We start from the raw sequence: 19,970 nt of genomic DNA on the forward strand, positions 1-19,970 counted from the left end.
CTCCCCGCCGGTAATGCGCAGGCGCTCGATACCGGCGGTTTCGATCAGGTAGGCCACACCGCGGGTCAACGCCTCGGCCGTCAGTTCATCCTGGGCCGCCACCAGGCGCTTGCCGTCAGGCACGCAATAGCTGCAGGCATAGTTGCAAGCAGCCGTCAGGCTGACGCGCAGGTTGCGAAAACGTCTGCCTTGGCGATCGACGATCATGAATGACTCCGGCATGGATGAAACGGGGCCGGCAAAACCTGACTCAAAATTCAGGTTTTTGCAAGCCCCTGCTCGATGCCGGCCTCAATTCGAGGCAATGAAAGCCTTCAGTTGGTCGCTTCCGGGTCGCGCTTGCGCTTGTTGCCCATGCGCACGCCGATGTCCATGAGGAACTGGAAGAATCCTTCCTGGTCCTCCAGCACATTGCTCCAGAACGGCGAGTGGTACAGCGCCACGGCGCCGTGAACCAGTGCCCAGGCGGCGCAGTAGTGGAAGTACGGCGGCACGTCTTCGAGCTTGCCTTCGCTGATGCGGCCCTTGATCAGCTGGGTCAGGCGGTCGAAGTTGGAGGCGCGAATGCTGTGCAACTCCTCGACCATCTCGGGTACCTGATTGCCCTTGACCACCTTTTCCTCCAGGCGGTCGAACAACCGATACCGTTGCGGATCGCGCATGCGGAACTCGAAGTAGGCGCGCGACAGCGCCTCCTTGTCGCGGTCGACATCGGCCGAATGCAACAGCGCGTTCAAATCACGCTCGTAGTCGAGCATCAGGCGCAGGTAAATCTCCGCCTTGGACTTGAAATGCTTGTAGATCGTGCCTTTGCCGATACCCACGGCATCAGCGATCATCTCGACGGTGACGCTATCTTCACCCTGTTCGAGAAACAGCTTGAGTGCAGTGTCGAGGATTTCCTGTTCGCGACGGCGAAACTCACGGACCTTACGAGGTTCTTTCTGCATAGGAAGGACTGGATGACAATCGAAGCGGTTTATTATGCCTAACTTGCAGCAAATTGCACGGATCTTCCAACCATGTCTATGTTTCACGATGAGTTCGAACAGGCCCCGGGACTGCGCTACCTGAACCATGCGGCCATTGCGCCCTGGCCGCGTCGGGCCAGTGAAGCAGTGGCACGCTTCGCGCGTGACAACGTCAACCTGGGCGCCAGCGAGTACCCGGCATGGCTGGCCACCGAGCGGCGCCTGCGCGAACGCCTGGCCCGCCTGATCAACGCCCCATCGCGTGGTGACATTGCCCTGGTCAAGAACACCTCGGAAGCCCTTTCGCTGGTTGCTTTCGGCCTCGACTGGCAGGCGGGCGACCAGGTCGTGATCAGCGACGAGGAGTTTCCCTCCAACAGGGTCGTTTGGGAGGCGTTGGCCGATCGCGGCGTGGAGGTGATTCAGGCAAGCCTTGCCGGGGCCGACCCGGAGTCTTCGCTGCTGGACGCCTGCAGCCCGCGCACGCGCTTGCTGGCGGTCAGCGCCGTGCAGTTCGGCAGTGGCCTGCGCCTGGACCTGGCGCGACTGGGCCAGGGCTGCCAGGCGCGCGATGTGCTGTTCTGTGTCGATGCCATCCAGCATATCGGCGCCCTGCCCTTCGACGTGCAGCACTATCAATGCGATTTCGCCATGGCCGATGGCCACAAGTGGATGCTGGGCCCGGAAGGCCTGGGCGTGTTCTATTGCCGCGCGGCATTACGTCCGCGCCTCAGGCTCAACGCCTATGGCTGGCATATGCTCGAACACTTGGGTGACTTCGAGCGCCGACAGTGGCAGCCGGCGCGCAGCGCGCGACGCTTCGAGTGTGGCAGCCCCAACATGCTGGGCGCCTGCGCACTGGAGGCAAGCCTGTCGTTGCTGGAAGAAATCGGCATGGATGAGGTGGCGCGGCAACTGCAACAACGGATCGACCAGTTGCACCAGGGGCTGGCCAGCATTCCCGGGGTGCACCTGCACAGCCCGGCGGCCCTGCAAAGACGGGGCGGCATCGTGACTTTCAGTATTCAGGGACGCGCCAGTGCCGATGTTTATCGAGCGCTGTCGGCTGAGCGGACGATCTGCGCCCTACGCGGCCCCGGCGTGCGCTTTTCGCCGCATTTCTACACCAAAGAACAACTGATCGACGAAGCTATCCAGCAAGTGCGGCGCCTGGCCATACGCTGAAGAAGGAATGGAAGGCAGACGTATTCCAAATCTGTTTAAAAAACGATCAGCAGGCACTGGCACTGCGCCAAACCTGACCAATACTTGAAGTGTTGGCGCGGCGCATCCCCCCCAAGTGGCGCGCCAATAAAGGTGCTCAGGGACCGCGTACCTTTGTTTTACTCCTAATGGTCTTAACCCGGATTCCCCCCCCAGAACCCGGGTTTTTTTTGTCCGGGTGCCAGACGTGGAATCTTTGTCGCCTGGACGATCGAGCGCCGCGCGGGCGGCGCTCGATATCAACAACACCGCCCAACCAAAACCCTACACTCGGGCCAGCGGGAACAACCGCTTGAAGTTGGCGGTGGTCTGGCTGGCCAGCTGCTCGTAGCTGACGCCACGCAAGGAGGCCACGTACTCGGCCACCTCGCGCACGTACTGCGGCAGGTTTGGCTTGCCACGGTGCGGAATGGGCGCCAGGTAGGGAGAATCGGTTTCCACCAGCAAGCGATCGAACGGCACCTGCCGGGCAACCTCGCGCAAGGCCTCGGCGTTACGGAAGGTCACGATGCCCGACAACGAAATGTAGTAGCCCAGGTCCAGGGCTGCCTTGGCCATGTCCCAGTCCTCGGTGAAGCAGTGCAATACACCGGCCTGGGGCAAGTTCGCCTCGCGCAGCAGCGCCAAGGTATCGGCCCTGGCCCCACGAGTATGCACGATCACCGGCTTGCCGGTCTGGCGCGAGGCCTCCAGGTGCAGGCGGAACGAGGCCTGCTGCAATTCGGCAGCTTCAGGCTCGTAGTGGTAGTCCAGCCCGGTTTCGCCGATGGCAACCACATGCGGATGCGCCAGCTCGCCCATCAGCCACTCCAGGGCCGGAGTTTCGCCCGGGGCGAGGTCCAGCGGATGTACCCCTACCGAGCAATCGACATCGGCGTACTGCTCGCTGAGGGCCTTGACCGCCCCGGCATTCTCGGCGCTCACGCCAATGCACAGAAAATGACCGACACCCCGCTCACGCGCTGCCTGCAGGGCGGCATCGAGGGAGCCCTGGTGGGCGCTCAGGTCAAGACGGTCGAGGTGGCAATGGGAATCTACGAGCATGGGATATGACACACATGAAAAAATGAGAGATCAGCGAGCACCGGGCAGTTGCAGCCAATGGGCCAGCAACGCTTCCAGCAGCAGCACGCGGTTGAGGTTGGCCTTGCCCAGCACCTTCTGGCGCTGTTCGAGGATCCATGCCTGAACCTCGAGCACCTTGGCCTGCCGGCTCTTTTGCGCCAGGTATTGCACCACCTTGCGCATATCGGCCAAGCCTAGCCCCGCTTCGTCCTGGCTCAATTGATAGCGCAGGATCAGGTGCGACCAGTCGAAGAACCAGTCGAACAGCAACAACAATGGCACATTGCTCCAGGCATCGGCCAGCTGGCTGGGCGATTGCTGTTGCTTGAGCAGCTTTTTCACACCCTCGGTGACCAGCGCACGCTGCTCGCGCACACCCTGTGCCTGCAGGCTCACGGCCATCAACGGCGAGCCGGCAGCCAGGGTCAGCAGTTCATCGCGCTCCACCTCGTCGCTGTCTGGCAGCGCCGTCGTCAGCCAGGCCTGGCTCTGGGCCAGGCTGGGCTGCGGGCAGGTGACCTGCTGGCATCGGCTCTTGATGGTGGGCAGCAAGCGGCTGGGTTGATGGCTGACGAGCAGCAGCACGGTATCCCCGGAGGGCTCTTCCAGGCTTTTGAGCAAGGCGTTGGAAGCATTGATGTTCATCGCCTCGACCGGCTCGATCAGCACCACCTTGCGCCCGCCCAACTGAGCGGTCTGGACGATGAAGGACACCAGCTCGCGCACCTGGTCGACCTTGATCGGCTTGTCGGCCTCTTCCGGCTCCAGCACGAAGTTGTCTGGATGGCTACCGGCCTTGAGCAACAGGCAGGCCTTGCACTGACCACAGGCATCCAGCCCCTGCGGGTGCTGGCACAGCAGGCGGGCCATCAGGCGCTCGGCCAAGGCGCGCTTGCCGATCCCCTGGGGGCCGTGCAACAGGTAGGCGTGGGCATGCTGGGCACGCCCGGCCAACTGCTGCCACAGCGCCTGCTGCCAGGGGTAGGCTTCAGCCACGGCAGCGCTCCACGATAGCGGGCAACAGCGCGTCGATGGCGCGCTGCACCACATCCAGCGGCTGCGCGGCATCCAGCAGGTTGTAGCGCTGCGGTTCGCCCTGGGCGCGCTGCAGATAGGCCTGGCGCACAGCTTCGAAGAAGGCCTGACCTTCCTGCTCGAAACGGTCCAGACGACCGCGGGCGGCGGCACGGGCCAAGCCGACTTCAACAGGCAGATCGAAAACCAGTGTCAGGTCCGGGCGCAGATCGCCCTGGACGAACTGCTCCAGGGCGGCGATGCGCGCCACCGACAGACCACGACCGCCCCCTTGGTAGGCGTAGGTTGCGTCCGTGAAGCGGTCGCACAGCACCACCGAGCCCTTGGCCAGCGCCGGGCGGATCACCTGGGCCAGGTGTTGGGCACGTGCAGCGAATACCAGCAGCAGCTCGGTGTCGGCAGCCATCACTTCATCGCTGGGTGCCAGCAAGAGCTCACGAACCTTCTCGGCCAGCGGGGTACCGCCGGGTTCGCGGGTCAACACCACATCCAGACCGTGTTCACGCAGTCGCGCGGCCAGGTAGTCGCGATTGGTGCTCTTGCCCGCGCCTTCGGGGCCTTCCAGGGTAATAAACAAGCCGCTCACAGGCAGTCCTTAATGTTGTTCGTCAGGTGCCGGCGCATCGGCCGGGGCAGGTTCGCTGGCGGTCTCAGGCTCGCTGACCGGGGCCGACTCCTGCGGCGATGGCTCGTCCGGCTCGTCCGGCTCGGGCTGAGCCTCTGGAGCTGCCTGCGGCCCGGGGCTTGAGCGGTAATCTGCGCGCCGCTTGAGCTGGAACTCGCGCACTGCCGAGTTGTGATCGTCCAGGTCGTCGGAGAACACATGGCTGCCATCGCCACGGGCGACGAAGTACAGGCTGGTGCCATCGGACGGGTTGAGCGCGGCGTGGATCGCCTCGCGCCCGACCATGGCAATCGGTGTCGGCGGCAACCCGGTCATGGTGTAGGTGTTGTAGGGCGTCGGCTCGCGCAGGTCGGCGCGGGTAATCCTGCCGTTATAGCGCTCCCCCATGCCGTAGATCACCGTCGGGTCGGTCTGCAGCATCATCCCCAGGCGCAGGCGCCGGACGAACACGCCAGCGATCTGCCCACGCTCCTGGGGAATCCCGGTTTCCTTTTCCACCAGCGAGGCCATGATCAACGCCTGGTAAGGGTCACGGTAAGGCAAATCGGTGGTGCGCTCGGCCCATTCCTTGGCCAGCACGTCATCCAGGCGCATGTAGGCCTGCTGCAGCAGCTCCGCGTCGCTCATGCCGCGAACGAAGCGGTAGGTATCCGGGAAGAAGCGCCCCTCGGGGAACACACCGGTATGGCCAAGCTGGTCCATCACCTCGGCGTCGGACAGGCCATCGAGGGTGTGCTTGAGCTTCTCATGCTTGGCGATTGCCGAACGAACCTGGCGGAAGGTCCAACCTTCGACCAGGGTCAGGTTGTACTGCACCACGTCAGCCCGGCGCCAGGCGTCGAACAGATCTTCGACGGTCATGCCTGGGGTGAGGCGGTACTCGCCGGTTTTCAGCGGGGTGCCTGCCATATTGAAGCGCCAGTACAGGCGCAGCCAAACGGCGTCATCGAGCAGCCCCTCGCGCTCCATGCTGTAGAACATGCGATTGGGGTTGGTGCCATTGGGCACGTCGAGCAGGCGCTCCTGCGTCACGTGCAAGGGCTGCTCCAGGACCGAGTTGATCTTCCATGCCGACCAGCCCAATGCCAAGCCGGCGAGGATCAAACCCATTTCCAGCAGCAGCAGGAATTTGCGTCTCACGAATTCAGGTATCCAGTAACGTACGGGCAACGGCCTGCAGTTTAAGGGTGAGCGGGCCCGGCGACCAGTTCAGCGCGGCAATTGCACGCACCGGCCAAACTCCGTAGACACTGTTGCAGACGAACACTTCATCGGCCTGCTCCAGCGCCTCGAATGGCAGGTCGCCTACCTGCACCGGTATCGCCAGTGCCTGCGCCTGTTCCAGCAACGCGCCGCGCATCACACCCGCGACCCCACAGCGGCTGAGGTCGGCGGTAAGCAACACGCCGTCGCGTACCAGAAACAGGTTGCTGTACACACCTTCGATCACCCTGCCCTGCCCGTCACGCATCAGGCCTTCGGCATGTTCGCTGTCCTGCCATTCGGCACGGGCCAGCACCTGCTCCAGGCGGTTGAGGTGTTTGAGGCCGGCCAGCAACGGTTGTTCCCCTAGCCGGGTCTGGCAGGGAAACAAGCGCACGCCGAGCTCGGCATGTTCGACAGGATAGCTGGGCAGCGGGCTGCCTTGCAGAATTCGCCGCGGTGCGACACCCGCCGCCGGTGCATAGCCACGCTGGCTGTCACCACGGGTGAGGATGAGTTTGGCTACACCGTCACCCAACTGGCAGGCATAGCGCTGGATTTCATCACGCAACAGCGCCAGGTCGGCGTCGAGCCCCAGGCGCTGACAACCCAGCGCCAGGCGGGCCAGGTGGCCGTCCAGCAAGCTGGGCCGGCCCGCGCGCACGGCGATGGTCTCGAACAGGCCATCGCCGTAGGCCAGGCCACGGTTCTGCAAGTTGACCGTGGTCGCAGGCAGGCCGTCGACCCAGCTGTGCATCAACCGGCGAACCGGCGGAACACCAGCGAGCCGTTGGTGCCACCAAAGCCGAACGAGTTGGACAGCACCACGTCGATCGCCATGCTGCGCGCCACGTGTGGCACGAAGTCGAGATCGCAGCCTTCGTCCGGCTCATCCAGGTTGATGGTCGGCGGTGCCATCTGGCTGTTGATTGCCAGCACACTGAAGATCGCCTCGACAGCACCCGCAGCACCCAGCAGGTGACCGGTCATCGACTTGGTCGAGCTGACGGCCACCTTGTAGGCGTGGTCGCCGAATACCCGCTTGATGGCCGCCACTTCGGCTACGTCGCCGGCGGGCGTCGAGGTGCCGTGGGCGTTGATGTAGCTGACGGCTTCCGGCTGGATGCCGGCGTCGCGCAAGGCATTGGCCATGCAGCGGGCCGCACCTTCACCGCTGTCAGGCGGCGAGGTCATGTGGTAAGCGTCGCCGCTCATGCCGAAACCGACCAGTTCGGCATAGATGGTCGCACCACGCGCCTGAGCGTGCTCCAGCTCTTCGAGCACCAGGGCGCCGGCACCGTCGGAAAGCACGAAGCCGTCACGACCCTTGTCCCACGGGCGGCTGGCCCGGGTCGGCTCGTCGTTGCGGGTCGACAGCGCGCGCGAGGCACCGAAGCCGCCCATGCCCAGGCCACAGGCTGCCATTTCGGCGCCACCGGCGATCATCACGTCGGCTTCACCGTAGGCGATGTTACGCGCGGCCATGCCGATGCAGTGGGTGCCGGTGGTGCACGCCGTGGCGATGGCGTAGTTCGGCCCCTGCAGACCCAGGTGGATCGACAGGAAACCGGAGATCATGTTGATGATCGAACCCGGCACGAAGAACGGCGAAATGCGGCGCGGCCCCTGCTCGTGCAGGGTACGGCTGGTTTCTTCGATGTTGGTCAGGCCGCCGATGCCCGAGCCCATGGCCACGCCGATGCGCTCGCGGTTGGCATCGGTGACTTCCAGGCCGGCATTGCGAACTGCCTGGAAACCAGCCGCCAGGCCGTATTGAATGAACAGGTCAAGCTTGCGAGCTTCCTTGGCCGACAGGTACTGCTCGACTTCGAAGCCCTTCACCGAGCCGCCAAAACGGGTGGAGTAGGCAGACAGATCCGTATGTTCGATCGGACCAATGCCACTGCGGCCAGCCAGAATGCCCTGCCAGGTGCTCGGTACATCGGTACCCAGTGGCGACAGCATACCCATACCGGTGACCACGACGCGTCTACGCGACACAGTACTCTCCTTTTCTAATAACTAGAGTCTCTTGCCATTGCATTCAGGCAATGGAATGAAATGGCAACAGGCTCTCGGTGCGAGCGGATCGACGCCAGCGTTTCGCAAAGAAAAAACCGCACGCCGGCAAAGGCAGTGCGGTTTTTCTCGTCAAGAAGCGACGACTACAGCGTCTTAGGCCTTGTGGCTGTTGACGTAGTCGATGGCAGCTTGAACGGTAGTGATCTTCTCGGCTTCTTCGTCAGGGATTTCGGTCTCGAATTCCTCTTCCAGAGCCATCACCAGCTCAACGGTGTCAAGCGAATCGGCACCCAGGTCATCGACGAAGGACTTCTCGTTGGTCACTTCCTCTTCCTTGACGCCCAGTTGCTCGGCGACGATTTTCTTGACGCGTTCTTCGATGGTGCTCATACCTAGTTTTCACTCCTAATGGACATATGTCAGGCAGCTGGCCGGTGACCAATTTTATAGAAAGACGTTCGCTTTTCAAGCGGAACGCACCTTCGCGTTAGTCACCCGACCCCCTGCCTGGAATCTGGTTGCAGCTTTATAACGGATTTTAGGCTCGGAGTATGACTCTTTTTTTAAGCAATCCGTCACATTGAGTTGCAGTATTACATGTACATCCCGCCGTTCACCGGCACAGTGGCGCCGGTGACATAGGCTGCGCCGTCAGATGCCAGGAAGGAAACCACCTTGGCGATCTCCTCGGCCTGGCCCAGGCGGCCCAGCGGAATCTGGGTCTGCAGGGCTTCGCGCTGCGCTTCTGGCAGCTCGCGGGTCATGTCGGTGTCGATGAAGCCCGGGGTCACCGAGTTGACGGTGATACCGCGCGAGCCCACTTCACGCGCCAGGGCGCGGCTGAAGCCTTCGAGGCCGGCCTTGGCGGCCGCGTAGTTGGCCTGGCCAGCGTTACCCATGGCACCAACGACCGAGCCGATGCTGATGATACGACCCCAACGCGCCTTGGTCATGCCACGCAGCACGCCCTTGGACAAACGGTAGAGGCTGTTCAGGTTGGTGTCGATCACGTCGAACCACTCGTCGTCCTTCATGCGCAGCATGAGGTTGTCGCGGGTGATGCCGGCGTTGTTGACCAGGATGGCCGGTGCGCCGAACTGCTCGCCAATGGCGCCCAGTACCGCTTCCACGGATTCGGCGCTGGTCACGTTCAGCTCCATGCCGGTGCCGGTGATGCCGTGTTCCTTCAGGGTGGCAGCGATGCGCTCGGCGCCGGAGGCCGAGGTGGCGGTGCCGATCACGGTCGCGCCCTGGCGGCCCAGCTCGAGGGCGATGGCCTGGCCGATACCACGGCTGGCGCCGGTAACCAGTGCAACTTTACCTTGCAGGCTCATGCAAGCTTCTCCAAATTCAGGCCAGCGCCGCGCGGGTGGCGGCGACAGCGTCAGGGGTATTGAGGTTGTAGGTGGTGACGCCGTCGGCGCAACGCTTGTTCAGGCCAGCCAGCACTTTGCCCGGGCCGCACTCGACCAGGTTGACCGCGCCGTTTGCGGCGAGGGTCTGCACGCATTCGACCCAGCGCACCGGCTGGTACAGCTGCGCCAGCAAGTCGTGCTTGAGCGCGTCGAGGTCGGCGGCGACGGCGGCGGTGACGTTCTGCACCACCGGGATCTGCGGGGCCTTCCATTCGATGGCGTTGACGTTCTCGGCGAAACGCTCGGCAGCCGGCTTCATCAGGGCACAGTGCGACGGCACGCTGACCGCCAGTGGCAGGGCGCGCTTGGCACCCGCCTCTTTGCACAGCTCCATGGCACGATCCACCGCAGCCTTGTTGCCAGCAATCACAACCTGGCCAGGCGAATTGAAGTTCACCGCGCTGACCACTTCATCTTCGGCCGCCTTGGCACAGATCTCGACCACCACGGCGTCATCCAGGCCGAGGATCGCGGCCATGGCGCCATGGCCGGCCGGGACGGCTTCCTGCATCAGCTGACCGCGACGCTCGACCAGGCGCACGGCATCTTTCAGCGACAGGCTGCCAGCGGCAACCAGGGCGCTGTATTCACCCAGGCTGTGACCGGAAACGAAAGCCGGCTTGGCGCCGCCCTCCTCCAGCCACAGGCGCCACAGCGCGATGGAAGCGGTGAGGATCGCAGGCTGAGTCTTGTCGGTTTGATTGAGTTGTTCTTCCGGGCCTTCCTGGACCAGCTTCCACAGGTCGTAACCCAGAGCGTCGGAGGCTTCCTTGAAGGTCTCAACGATCACCGGCTTTTCGGCGCCCAGTTCCTTGAGCATGCCCAGCGACTGGGAACCTTGACCGGGGAAGACGAATGCGAGGGATGCAGACATTGAACAAGCCCTTATGATCTTGTCGTCGAATGGGGTGCGCCGAGCCATGGGCTGGACGCAGAATCTGAAAACTTGGATGAATACGCAGACCAAGCGGTCACATTTAAGCACTTCATCGGCGAAATGCCTAAGGCAACAAATCTTCAAGGCGACCATGCAGGCGCTGCGGCAGGTTTTCCTGAATCTCGATCAAGGCCCGCTGGATCGCACTCTGGAACCCTTCCACACCCGCTGAGCCATGGCTTTTGATGACGATACCCTGAAGGCCAAGGAAACTCGCACCATTGTGCCGCGCCGGCGCCAGGTCGGCTTTCAGGCGCTTGAGCAAGGGCATGGCCATGGCCCCAGCCAACCTCGACAAGGCTCCCCCCTTGAACAGCCGCTCGATGCGAACCCCGATCATGGTCGCCAGGCCTTCGCTGGACTTGAGCAGGATGTTGCCGACAAAGCCGTCGCACACCACCACATCTGCCTCGCCACGATACAGCCCGTCACCTTCGACGAAACCGACGTAATTGAGGCCGCGGGCGCCCTGCAGCAACGTAGCCGCCAGCTTGACCTGCTGATTACCCTTGATGTCCTCGGTACCGATGTTCAGCAGCGCAACGCGCGGCCGATGAATACCCAGGGCCTGGGCAGCCACCGAACCCATTACGGCAAACTGATAGAGGTTTTCTGCACTGCAGTCGACGTTGGCGCCGAGGTCGAGCAACTGACAGTAACCCGCCTGGGTAGGAATCGCCGCGACCATGGCTGGCCGATCGATGCCGGGCAACGTCTTGAGCACGAAACGCGACAGCGCCATCAGCGCTCCCGTGTTGCCGGCACTCACGCAGGCCTGCGCCTTGCCGTCACGCACCAGTTCAAGGGCGATGCGCATCGACGAATCCGGCTTGCCCCGCAATGCCTGAGAGGGACGCTCGTCCATACCGATCACCTCGCTGGCGGCGACAATCTGCAGGCGCGCGCGATCCGCAGCCGCTAGGCCGCTGACAAGATCTTCAAGGAGGGAGGGTTGACCGACGAGGGTCAGGTGCAGCGAGGGAGTAGCCGAAAGGCAGGCGATACTAGCCTGGACAATGCTGCGGGGACCGAAGTCCCCGCCCATTGCGTCGATCGCGATGATCTGAGCGGACAAGGATTACTCGTCAGCGCCCTTGTCGATCACTTTGCGACCACGGTATACGCCTTCTGGCGAAACGTGGTGACGCAGGTGTACTTCACCGGTGGATTTCTCTACCGACAGCGCGTTTTCCGACAGGGCGTCGTGCGAACGGCGCATGTCACGGGCAGAGCGGGATTTTTTGTTCTGCTGAACAGCCATAATTGATTAACTCCTAAACGTTTGGGTCACGCTTTAACTGCGCCAAAACACTGAACGGGTTGGACCGCGATACCTCGTCCTTGCTCGAATCGGGCTCGTCTGCGCCCGCCGGCTGCTGGCATTCTTCCGGATGATGAGCAGGCACGATGGGCAAGGCGAGCAGAAGCTCCTCCTCGATCAAGGCCTGCAGATCCAAAGGATCTTCGCCCAGTTCCAGCACGTCATAGCCTTTCGGCAACGACTGGGTATTCGCACCCTCCTTCACCACAGCGTACGTACACTCGCTGTGGATCGGCAGGGTGACCAGCTCAAGACAACGCTGGCAAACCATTTTGACCTCGACGTCCAGCTCGGTGTGGATAACCACCACGTGCTGTTCATCTCGTTCAAAATCGAACTTCGCCTGCACCGTACCGACATTGTCGGAAAGCGGGTCGCAGAGTCTTTCCAAATCAGCGAGTTGCAGCGAACCGTTAAGGGTTACGCCACGATCGGCTAATTTGCGCGGGTCAACGTGAGGTGGAATCGGGTCATTCAACATAGGCGCAGCATTCTAGGGATGCCCCCCGCCTCTGTCAAAGGAAATTCGGCGGCATCTCGCATGTTAGAATCGGGTTCAACTGACCAGGAGTCTACCATGCTGCCTCTGTTGCTGGCTTCCAGCTCTGCCTACCGACGCGAACTGCTCGCGCGCCTGCGCCTGCCCTTCACCTGGGCAAGCCCCGATCTAGACGAGCGGCGCCTGGATGACGAGCCCGCCACGGCACTGGTGCGGCGCCTGGCCAGACAGAAGGCGGAAGCGCTTGCCGGCAGCCACCCCGGACACCTGATCATCGGCTCCGATCAGGTTGCCGTGCTGGGCGAACAGATCCTGGGCAAGCCACATAGCTTCGAGCGCGCCTGCGAACAGCTACTGGAAGCGAGCGGGCAGCACGTCACCTTCCTCACCGGGCTGGCACTGCTGAACAGCGCCACAGGGCAATGCCAGGTCGATTGCGTGCCATTTACCGTAACGATGCGGGAGCTGGACCGGGAGCGCGTGGAGCGCTATGTGACAGCGGAGCAGCCGCTGGATTGCGCAGGCAGCTTCAAGGCGGAGGGGTTGGGGGTGAGCTTGTTCCAGAGCACGCACGGGTGCGATGCCACCAGCCTGATCGGGCTGCCATTGATTCGACTGGTGGATATGCTGACCAAGGAAGGGGTGGTGATCCCCTGAGAGAATGCGTCGGCCCCATCGCCGGCAAGCCGGCTCCCACAGGCATTGTGGGAGCCGGCTTGCCGGCGATGGAGCCGAAACAGATCAGCGCAGAACAGGCCCCTGGAAGCCCATCCACATGGCCAGGTGCTCAGCCACACTGGCACCAATGCGCTTGGAGAAGCGATCGAACGGCGACTCCTGGACAGTGAAGTCCACCAGATCCTTCTCGCCGACGATTTCACGCGCCACGTAGCTGGCACTGCCCAAGCCATCCACGAGACCCAGCACCTTGGCCTGCTCGCCTGACCACACCAGGCCACTGAACAGCTCGGGATGATCCTTGTCCTTCAAGCGGTCGCCGCGACCCTGCTTGACCATGGCGATGAACTGCTGGTGCGTGGTATTCAGCACGCCCTGCCAGAACACCCGCTCTTCAGGCTTCTCTGGCGAGAATGGGTCGAGGAAAGCCTTGTGCTCGCCAGCGGTGTAGGTACGCCGCTCGACCCCCAGCTTCTCCATCGAACCGACGAAGCCGTAGCCGGCCGCCGTCACACCAATGGAGCCGACCAGGCTGGCCTTGTCGGCATAGATCTCGTCCGCCGCACTGGCAATGTAATAGGCGCCGGAAGCCCCCAGGTCAGCAATGACCGCATACAGCTTGATATCGGGATACTCTCCGCGCAGGCGACGAATCTCGTCATACACATAACCCGCCTGCACCGGACTGCCGCCCGGGCTGTTGATGCGCATCACCACCGCTTTGGTGCCGGAGTCCTTGAACGCCTCACGCAGGCTCTTGACGATGTTGTCGGCGCTGGCCGCCTCCTGATCGGCGATTACCCCGCGCACTTCCACCAACGCCGTATGACTGCCGCTGCGCGACGCAGCCTTGTCCACATCCATGAATGGCAGGAACAGAGCCAGCAGGCCGAACAGATAGACGAAGGTCAGCAGCTTGAAGAAAATCCCCCAGCGCCGCGCACGACGCTGCTCCTGAACCCCCGCCAGCAGGGTCTTTTCCAACAGTTTCCAGCTTTTGCGCTCTTCGCGCTCCTCAGGCTCGGACTCAGGTGCTTTCCACTCGTCAGTCATGCTCACCTACCTTGGAATTGGAATTGCTTGGAACCCGCCAGCCACTCGCGCAGCTGGGAGAAATGATCGATACACACTTGCGGGCCGAACTCTGCCAGCGCCTGCAGCGACATGGCACCATAGCCGACTGCCGCAGAATGCATGCCAGCATTGCTGGCCATCTGCAGGTCGAACGCCGAATCTCCGACCATCAGCGCGCGGCCGGGTTCGACACCACAGTGATCGAGAATCTCTTCGAGCATCAACGGATGTGGTTTGCCTCGCGTCTCGTCGGCAGCGCGGGTGATGTCGAAAAACTGCTCCCAGCCGTTGGCCTTGAGAACCCGATCGAGGCCGCGACGCGCCTTGCCGGTTGCCACCGCCAGACGATACCCCTCGGCACGAAAGCCATCCAGCGACTCGACCACCCCTTCGAACAACGGCGAAGGCTGCTGATCGAGCGCCATGTAGATATCGGCGTAGTGCTGACGGAAAGCTTCCACCTGCACCGGCTCGAGGTGCGGATAGAGCGTCGAAATGGCCTCACCGAGCGCCAGCCCGATGATGCCCTTGATCGCCGACTCATCGCTCTGCGCCTCACCGGCACGCTCGGCTGCGGCATTCATGGCCTCGACGATACGACCGATCGAGTCGGCCAGGGTGCCATCCCAATCGAAGATCAGCAGTTCATACGCTTTTCTCATAGATCACGACGCACTCAGACGCTCCACCGTTTTCGCCCACACCTCGTCCACCGGCGCCTCCAGCTTGAGTTCACCACCATCGGGCAGCGGCACGGTCAGGGCGTAGGCATGCAGGAACAGGCGCTTGCCGCCCAGCTCGCGGATCTCGCGACTGAAATCTTCGTCACCATACTTGCTGTCACCGGCAATCATGTGCCCGGCATGCAGGGTATGCACGCGGATCTGGTGGGTACGCCCGGTGATCGGCCGCGCCTCGACGATGGTGGCGAACTCGCCGAAGCGGCGCAGCACACGGAACAGGGTCAATGCTTCCTTGCCTTCGTCATTCACCTCGACCATGCGCTCGCCAGAGCGCAGATTGCTCTTGAGCAACGGCGCGTTGACCTGCTTCTTCGAAGTCGGCCAGTGGCCGCGCACCAGCGCCATGTAGCGCTTGTCGACACCATCACCGCGCAAGGCGGCATGCAGGTGACGCAGCATGCTGCGCTTCTTGGCGATCATCAGCAGGCCCGAGGTGTCGCGATCCAGGCGATGCACCAGCTCCAGCTCCTTGGCGTCCGGGCGCAGCTGGCGCAGCGCCTCGATCACCCCGAAGCTCAGGCCGCTACCGCCATGCACGGCGATGCCGGCTGGCTTGTTCATCACGATCAGCGCCTTGTCTTCGTAGACGATGGCCGCCTCCAGGCGCTGCAGCAGCCCCGGGGCGACCGGTGCCGGCTCGTCACGCTCAGGCAGGCGGACCGGCGGCACGCGCACGATGTCACCGGCCTGGAGCTTGTACTCTGGCTTGACGCGGCCCTTGTTGACCCTCACCTCGCCTTTGCGCAGGATGCGGTACACCAGCGTCTTGGGCACGCCCTTGAGCGCCGTGATGAGGAAATTGTCGATGCGTTGGCCGGCAAGCTCCGGCGCGACTTCGATCAGCTTTACGCCGGAAGTCGGAGGGGTATTGGTCGTCATTGCGGGATCATAACAATTTTTTATGGAATTGAAGCACTTAATCATTACTGCTATAGTCGCGAACGCCGCCAAAAGCGGCAGGCCAGCGGCACCAGGCCCTTAGCCGGTCCCTGACCAACGCAATTCTGCAGGACGCGAGGCCGTCCTACGGGGTTTTCGCCAGTTTACCGAATTGCCTGGAATCGCCACCAGCGCCGTGTAGAGAAGACCGAAAAAAAACGACAAGCGCCGTGTTTCACCTGCTTACCCGCTTCTTTTCGCCGCACCTCTGCCCGCCCGTCGCTTCCACGCAACGCCCGGCGAATGCTTCGGAAATACCTGCCTTGGACATGAATGGCGTCAGCCCAGAAACTGCGCTGGCGAAAAATGCAACCCGTTGCGGATTCAGCGCGCGGCAGCACCCGAATTATCAGGGATACGTGCAGGGTGGAGATGCACAGCCCTCGGACCGTGTAGCACCGCGTCCGGCCACCGGCCCACTGAATGGCCGGCGAGCGGATAAGGTCCTGAACAGATGCCTCCGGGCGTCCACGGCTGACGGTTGATTCCTCCTCCTGACTGAGTGCACGAGGCCTGCTGGGTTGATTCGGATATCGATTCGGATATCTCTGCAGAAACCGCAGGGGCCTCTTGGCACCGCAGCAAACAGGACGCGTCGTCGCGACAACGGCAGGCTGGGTTACCGGCTGGTGCCGAACGTTGCTCGACACGGGGGTGGCCCGGCCACCCTTTGCGCACCTTGGCACCGACCATGAGAAGTCGTGTGTGCCGAACGCCGTTTCCGGCAGCCCGGAAACCGACGGTACAACATGAAAAGAATGCTGATTAACGCAACTCAACCCGAAGAGTTGCGTGTAGCCCTGGTGGACGGCCAACGTCTCTACGACCTGGACATCGAGTCCGGCGCGCGCGAGCAGAAAAAGGCCAACATCTACAAAGGCAAGATCACCCGGATCGAGCCCAGCCTCGAAGCGGCCTTCGTCGACTTCGGCTCCGAACGTCACGGCTTCCTGCCGCTGAAGGAAATCTCCCGCGAGTACTTCAAGAAAGCCCCTGAAGGCCGCGTCAACATCAAGGAAGTCCTGAGCGAAGGCCAGGAAGTCATCGTTCAGGTCGAGAAGGAAGAGCGCGGCAACAAAGGCGCCGCCCTCACCACCTTCATCAGCCTGGCAGGCCGCTACCTGGTGCTGATGCCGAACAACCCGCGTGCCGGCGGTATCTCCCGTCGCATCGAAGGCGAAGAGCGCAACGAGCTGCGCGAAGCCTTGAACGGCCTGACCGTACCGGGCGACATGGGCCTGATCGTGCGCACCGCAGGCCTGGGCCGCAGCAGCGAAGAAATGCAGTGGGACCTCGACTACCTGCTGCAGCTGTGGACTGCCATCAAGGAAGCCTCGCTGGACCGTGCCGCGCCGTTCCTGATCTACCAGGAAAGCAACGTCATCATCCGCGCCATCCGCGACTACCTGCGCCAGGACATCGGCGAAGTACTGATCGACAGCATCGATGCCCAGGAAGAAGCCCTGACCTTCATCCGCCAGGTGATGCCGCAGTACGCCAGCAAGGTCAAGCTGTACGAAGACAGCGTGCCGCTGTTCAACCGCTTCCAGATCGAAAGCCAGATCGAGACCGCCTTCCAGCGCGTGGTCGACCTGCCGTCCGGCGGCTCGATCGTGATCGACCCGACCGAGGCCCTGGTCTCCATCGACATCAACTCGGCGCGCGCCACCAAGGGCAGCGACATCGAGGAAACCGCCCTGCAGACCAACCTGGAAGCGGCTGAGGAAATCGCCCGCCAGTTGCGCCTGCGTGACATCGGCGGCCTGATCGTCATCGACTTCATCGACATGACCCCGGCGAAGAACCAGCGCGCCGTGGAAGAACGTGTGCGCGAATGCCTGGAGGCCGACCGTGCCCGTGTGCAGGTTGGCCGCATCTCGCGCTTCGGCCTGCTGGAAATGTCCCGTCAGCGCCTGCGCCCGTCGCTTGGCGAAAGCAGCGGCATCGTTTGCCCACGCTGCTCCGGCACCGGCATCATCCGCGACGTCGAATCGCTGTCCCTGGCCATCCTGCGCCTGATCGAGGAAGAAGCCCTGAAGGACCGCACCGCCGAGGTGCGCGCCCAGGTGCCGATCCCGGTAGCTGCCTTCCTGCTCAACGAGAAACGCAACTCGATCACCAAGATCGAACTGCGCACCCGTGCACGCATCATCATTCTGCCGAACGATCACCTGGAAACCCCGCACTTCGAAGTCCAGCGCCTGCGCGACGACAACCCGGAAGTGCTGAGCAACCAGTCCAGCTACGAGATCGCTGCCAGCGAAACCGAAGAAGCGCCGGTACCGACCGCCACTCGCACCCTGGTACGCCAGGAAGCCGCGGTGAAGACGGCTCCAGCTCGCGCCAATGCACCCGTACCAACCGCCGAAGAGCCTCAGCCTGCCGCGCCGGTAGTCCCTGCCCCGAGCGTGCCGGAGCCGAGCCTGTTCAAAGGTCTGGTCAAGTCCCTGGTGAGCCTGTTCGCCGGCAAGGACGAGCCTGTCGCCGCCCCGGCCGTGGCCGCCGAGAAGCCTGCCACCGATCGCACGCCGCGCAACGAAGAGCGTCGCAACGGTCGCCAGCAGAGCCGCAACCGCAACGGCCGTCGTGACGAAGAGCGCAAGCCGCGCGAAGAGCGTGCCGAGCGCGCCCCGCGCGAAGAGCGCCAGCCTCGCGAAGAACGTGCGCCACGTGAAGAGCGTGCTCCGCGCGAAGAACGTGCGCCACGTGAAGAGCGTGCCCCGCGCGAAGAGCGTGCTCCACGCCAGCCACGCGAAGACCGCCGCGGCAACCGCGAAGAGCGCCCGGTACGCGAACTGCGTGAACCACTGGACGCTGCACCGGCCGCTCGCGAAGAGCGTCAGCCGCGTGAAGAGCGAGCCCCGCGTGAAGAACGTGTAGCCCGCGAAGAGCGCGCCCCACGTGAAGAACGTGCACCTCGCGAAGAACGTGCACCACGTGAAGAGCGTGCACCTCGCGAAGAACGCGAACCACGTGAAGAACGTGCACCTCGCGAAGAACGCGCTCCACGCGAAGAGCGTGCGCCTCGCGAAGAACGCGCCCCACGTGAAGAGCGTGCTCCACGCGAAGAACGTCAACCGCGCCCGCCGCGCGCAGCCGAACAGGCTGACGAGCTTGCCGAAGAGCAACTGCCGAACGAAGAGCTGCTGCAGGATGAGCAGGAAGGCGCCGATGGCGAGCGTCCACGTCGCCGCTCCCGCGGTCAGCGTCGTCGCAGCAACCGTCGTGAACGCCAGCGCAATGCCAATGGCGAACTGATCGAGGGCAGCGAAGACGAAGGTAGCGAAGAGCAGCCGCAACAGCACCAGGCCACCGAGCTGGGTGCCGAACTGGCTGCCGGCCTGGCCGTCACCGCCGCTGTCGCCAGCAGCAACATCAGCGCCGATGCCGAGGCTGAAGCCAACCAGCAGGCCGAACGCGCCAGCGCCGAAACCGCTGTGACCGACAATAGCGAAGTCGCTCAGCCGGCCGAGCAGGTCGAAGTCGCTGCTCAGGTCGAGGAAGCCGCGATCGCGCCAGTGGTCGAGCAACCTGCCTTTGAACCGGCTGTCGTGGTCGAAGCCAGTGCCGAGCCAGTGGTCGAAGTCGCACAACAGCCAGTAGTCGAAGCCGAAGCTGCACCTGCCGCCAAGCCGGTTGTAGTCGCCGAAGCGCCTGTCGAAGCCCCTGCCGTAGAGGCCGGTGAAGTCGAGAAGGCCCCGGTTGCATTCGAAGCCGCGCCTGCCGCCCTGCCTGCGCCGGTCTTCGAAGCCCAACCAGAGGTGGCAATCGAGCCAGCCCCGGTCGCTGCCGAAGTGGCGCCCGTGGTTGCAGAGGCTGCCCCGGAAGAAGCTCCGGCAGTGGTCGAAGCCGCTACCGTCATGCTGCCAAACGGCCGCGCACCGAACGACCCTCGTGAAGTGCGTCGCCGCAAGCGTGAAGCCGAAGCGGCCGCCAAGGCTGCTCAGGAAGTCGCTGCTGAGCCCGCGTTGGAAACCGCCGATGAGCACAAACCTCATCACGGTTGATAGCAACGGCTGAAAGAAAAAGCCCCGCCAGTGCGAACTGGCGGGGCTTTTTCTTGGCTGGCTGTTTTGTGCTGACTGGGGTGGCCTCATCGCTGGCAAGCCAGCTCCCCCATGTACAGAGGCTTGCTTGAGAGCAGTGCAATAACCTGTGGGGGCTGGCTTGCCAGCAATGAGGCCAGTGCAGTAGCTGTGGGAGCCGGCTTGCCGGCGAT

Annotated in this window: 19 protein-coding genes and 1 pseudogene; 3 read left to right on the forward strand and 17 right to left on the reverse strand. The window is 63.1% G+C overall.

What is annotated here, in order from left to right; genetic code table 11:
• Both PMI38_RS17100 and PMI38_RS17105 read right to left on the reverse strand, forming a co-directional pair.
• Positions 1 to 207, reverse strand: a pseudogene (locus PMI38_RS17100) (radical SAM protein); the annotation flags it as partial.
• A 107-nt stretch (positions 208 to 314) separates the two neighbouring features.
• Positions 315 to 950 (reverse strand): TetR/AcrR family transcriptional regulator, encoded by a 636-nt coding sequence (locus tag PMI38_RS17105; protein ID WP_008096393.1) that lies wholly within the window; start codon positions 948 to 950, stop codon positions 315 to 317.
• A 72-nt stretch (positions 951 to 1,022) separates the two neighbouring features.
• Here PMI38_RS17105 and PMI38_RS17110 point away from each other — a divergent pair, with 72 nt between their 5' ends.
• Positions 1,023 to 2,156 carry an aminotransferase class V-fold PLP-dependent enzyme gene (locus PMI38_RS17110; RefSeq protein ID WP_008096395.1) on the forward strand — a complete coding sequence of 378 codons (1,134 nt, stop codon included), beginning with the start codon at positions 1,023 to 1,025 and terminating at the stop codon, positions 2,154 to 2,156.
• 303 nt (positions 2,157 to 2,459) lie between these two features.
• On the opposite strand, the gene PMI38_RS17115 is transcribed toward PMI38_RS17110, so the two are convergent.
• The 12 genes from PMI38_RS17115 to PMI38_RS26680 form a co-directional block, all read right to left on the reverse strand.
• Positions 2,460 to 3,239: a TatD family hydrolase gene (locus PMI38_RS17115; protein WP_008096397.1), complete on the reverse strand. Its 780-nt coding sequence runs from the start codon at positions 3,237 to 3,239 to the stop codon at positions 2,460 to 2,462.
• 30 nt (positions 3,240 to 3,269) lie between these two features.
• A complete protein-coding gene (locus tag PMI38_RS17120; RefSeq protein ID WP_008096399.1) occupies positions 3,270 to 4,256 on the reverse strand; it encodes a DNA polymerase III subunit delta' in 987 nt (328 codons plus the stop codon).
• On the reverse strand, positions 4,249 to 4,881 hold the full coding sequence (gene tmk / locus PMI38_RS17125) for a dTMP kinase (RefSeq protein ID WP_008096401.1): 633 nt from the start codon (positions 4,879 to 4,881) through the stop codon (positions 4,249 to 4,251). The genes PMI38_RS17120 and tmk overlap by 8 nt, the downstream gene beginning before the upstream one ends.
• Before the next feature lie 9 nt (positions 4,882 to 4,890).
• Positions 4,891 to 6,060: an endolytic transglycosylase MltG gene (mltG, locus tag PMI38_RS17130; protein ID WP_008096403.1), complete on the reverse strand. Its 1,170-nt coding sequence runs from the start codon at positions 6,058 to 6,060 to the stop codon at positions 4,891 to 4,893.
• Between the two features lie 4 nt (positions 6,061 to 6,064).
• Entirely contained in the window at positions 6,065 to 6,880 is an 816-nt protein-coding gene (gene pabC, locus PMI38_RS17135; protein ID WP_008096405.1) for an aminodeoxychorismate lyase, read from the reverse strand.
• On the reverse strand, positions 6,880 to 8,124 hold the full coding sequence (fabF, locus tag PMI38_RS17140) for a beta-ketoacyl-ACP synthase II (RefSeq protein ID WP_008096407.1): 1,245 nt from the start codon (positions 8,122 to 8,124) through the stop codon (positions 6,880 to 6,882). Before fabF ends, pabC begins: the two co-directional genes overlap by 1 nt.
• A 174-nt stretch (positions 8,125 to 8,298) precedes the next feature.
• Positions 8,299 to 8,535, reverse strand: coding sequence for an acyl carrier protein (gene acpP, locus PMI38_RS17145; protein ID WP_008096410.1), 237 nt, complete (start codon positions 8,533 to 8,535; stop codon positions 8,299 to 8,301).
• Between the two features lie 203 nt (positions 8,536 to 8,738).
• Positions 8,739 to 9,479, reverse strand: coding sequence for a 3-oxoacyl-ACP reductase FabG (gene fabG, locus PMI38_RS17150; protein ID WP_008096412.1), 741 nt, complete (start codon positions 9,477 to 9,479; stop codon positions 8,739 to 8,741).
• 16 nt (positions 9,480 to 9,495) lie between these two features.
• Entirely contained in the window at positions 9,496 to 10,434 is a 939-nt protein-coding gene (gene fabD, locus PMI38_RS17155) for an ACP S-malonyltransferase (RefSeq protein ID WP_008096413.1), read from the reverse strand.
• 127 nt (positions 10,435 to 10,561) lie between these two features.
• The gene (plsX, locus tag PMI38_RS17160) at positions 10,562 to 11,572 is read right to left on the reverse strand and encodes a phosphate acyltransferase PlsX (protein ID WP_081502551.1); all 1,011 of its coding nucleotides are present in this window, start codon (positions 11,570 to 11,572) and stop codon (positions 10,562 to 10,564) included.
• Positions 11,573 to 11,575: 3 nt separating this feature from the next.
• Positions 11,576 to 11,758: a 50S ribosomal protein L32 gene (rpmF, locus tag PMI38_RS17165; protein WP_008096416.1), complete on the reverse strand. Its 183-nt coding sequence runs from the start codon at positions 11,756 to 11,758 to the stop codon at positions 11,576 to 11,578.
• A 13-nt stretch (positions 11,759 to 11,771) separates the two neighbouring features.
• The gene (locus PMI38_RS26680) at positions 11,772 to 12,299 is read right to left on the reverse strand and encodes a YceD family protein (protein ID WP_008096418.1); all 528 of its coding nucleotides are present in this window, start codon (positions 12,297 to 12,299) and stop codon (positions 11,772 to 11,774) included.
• Positions 12,300 to 12,395: 96 nt separating this feature from the next.
• Here PMI38_RS26680 and PMI38_RS17175 point away from each other — a divergent pair, with 96 nt between their 5' ends.
• Complete coding sequence (locus tag PMI38_RS17175; protein ID WP_008096419.1) at positions 12,396 to 12,974, forward strand: Maf family protein; 579 nt, start codon at positions 12,396 to 12,398, stop codon at positions 12,972 to 12,974.
• 84 nt (positions 12,975 to 13,058) lie between these two features.
• On the opposite strand, the gene PMI38_RS17180 is transcribed toward PMI38_RS17175, so the two are convergent.
• The 3 genes from PMI38_RS17180 to rluC are packed head-to-tail and all read right to left on the reverse strand — an operon-like array spanning position 13,059 to position 15,691.
• A complete protein-coding gene (locus PMI38_RS17180) occupies positions 13,059 to 14,048 on the reverse strand; it encodes a S49 family peptidase (protein ID WP_008096421.1) in 990 nt (329 codons plus the stop codon).
• 2 nt (positions 14,049 to 14,050) lie between these two features.
• Positions 14,051 to 14,731: an HAD family hydrolase gene (locus PMI38_RS17185; protein ID WP_008096422.1), complete on the reverse strand. Its 681-nt coding sequence runs from the start codon at positions 14,729 to 14,731 to the stop codon at positions 14,051 to 14,053.
• Between the two features lie 3 nt (positions 14,732 to 14,734).
• Positions 14,735 to 15,691, reverse strand: a complete 957-nt coding sequence (rluC, locus tag PMI38_RS17190; RefSeq protein ID WP_008096424.1) for a 23S rRNA pseudouridine(955/2504/2580) synthase RluC — start codon at positions 15,689 to 15,691, stop codon at positions 14,735 to 14,737.
• Positions 15,692 to 16,500: 809 nt separating this feature from the next.
• On the opposite strand from rluC, the gene rne reads away from it, so the two are divergent.
• Positions 16,501 to 19,758, forward strand: a complete 3,258-nt coding sequence (gene rne, locus PMI38_RS17195) for a ribonuclease E (protein ID WP_008096426.1) — start codon at positions 16,501 to 16,503, stop codon at positions 19,756 to 19,758.
• The last annotated feature ends 212 nt before the right edge of the window (positions 19,759 to 19,970 follow it).

The organism is Pseudomonas sp. GM84 (assembly GCF_000282535.1).
GTDB lineage: Bacteria > Pseudomonadota > Gammaproteobacteria > Pseudomonadales > Pseudomonadaceae > Aquipseudomonas.

What these genes read in the sequence shown, in the direction of transcription:
- PMI38_RS17115 (WP_008096397.1), bottom strand. Translation starts at nt 3,239, where the DNA reads ATGCTCGTAGATTCCCATTGCCACCTCGACCGTCTTGACCTGAGCGCC.
- rpmF (WP_008096416.1), bottom strand. Translation starts at nt 11,758, where the DNA reads ATGGCTGTTCAGCAGAACAAAAAATCCCGCTCTGCCCGTGACATGCGC.
- PMI38_RS17180 (WP_008096421.1), bottom strand. Translation starts at nt 14,048, where the DNA reads ATGACTGACGAGTGGAAAGCACCTGAGTCCGAGCCTGAGGAGCGCGAA.
- PMI38_RS17185 (WP_008096422.1), bottom strand. Translation starts at nt 14,731, where the DNA reads ATGAGAAAAGCGTATGAACTGCTGATCTTCGATTGGGATGGCACCCTG.
- acpP (WP_008096410.1), bottom strand. Translation starts at nt 8,535, where the DNA reads ATGAGCACCATCGAAGAACGCGTCAAGAAAATCGTCGCCGAGCAACTG.
- pabC (WP_008096405.1), bottom strand. Translation starts at nt 6,880, where the DNA reads ATGCACAGCTGGGTCGACGGCCTGCCTGCGACCACGGTCAACTTGCAG.
- rne (WP_008096426.1), top strand. Translation starts at nt 16,501, where the DNA reads ATGAAAAGAATGCTGATTAACGCAACTCAACCCGAAGAGTTGCGTGTA.
- PMI38_RS17105 (WP_008096393.1), bottom strand. Translation starts at nt 950, where the DNA reads ATGCAGAAAGAACCTCGTAAGGTCCGTGAGTTTCGCCGTCGCGAACAG.
- fabG (WP_008096412.1), bottom strand. Translation starts at nt 9,479, where the DNA reads ATGAGCCTGCAAGGTAAAGTTGCACTGGTTACCGGCGCCAGCCGTGGT.
- PMI38_RS17110 (WP_008096395.1), top strand. Translation starts at nt 1,023, where the DNA reads ATGTCTATGTTTCACGATGAGTTCGAACAGGCCCCGGGACTGCGCTAC.
- rluC (WP_008096424.1), bottom strand. Translation starts at nt 15,691, where the DNA reads ATGACGACCAATACCCCTCCGACTTCCGGCGTAAAGCTGATCGAAGTC.
- PMI38_RS17175 (WP_008096419.1), top strand. Translation starts at nt 12,396, where the DNA reads ATGCTGCCTCTGTTGCTGGCTTCCAGCTCTGCCTACCGACGCGAACTG.
- PMI38_RS26680 (WP_008096418.1), bottom strand. Translation starts at nt 12,299, where the DNA reads ATGTTGAATGACCCGATTCCACCTCACGTTGACCCGCGCAAATTAGCC.
- fabD (WP_008096413.1), bottom strand. Translation starts at nt 10,434, where the DNA reads ATGTCTGCATCCCTCGCATTCGTCTTCCCCGGTCAAGGTTCCCAGTCG.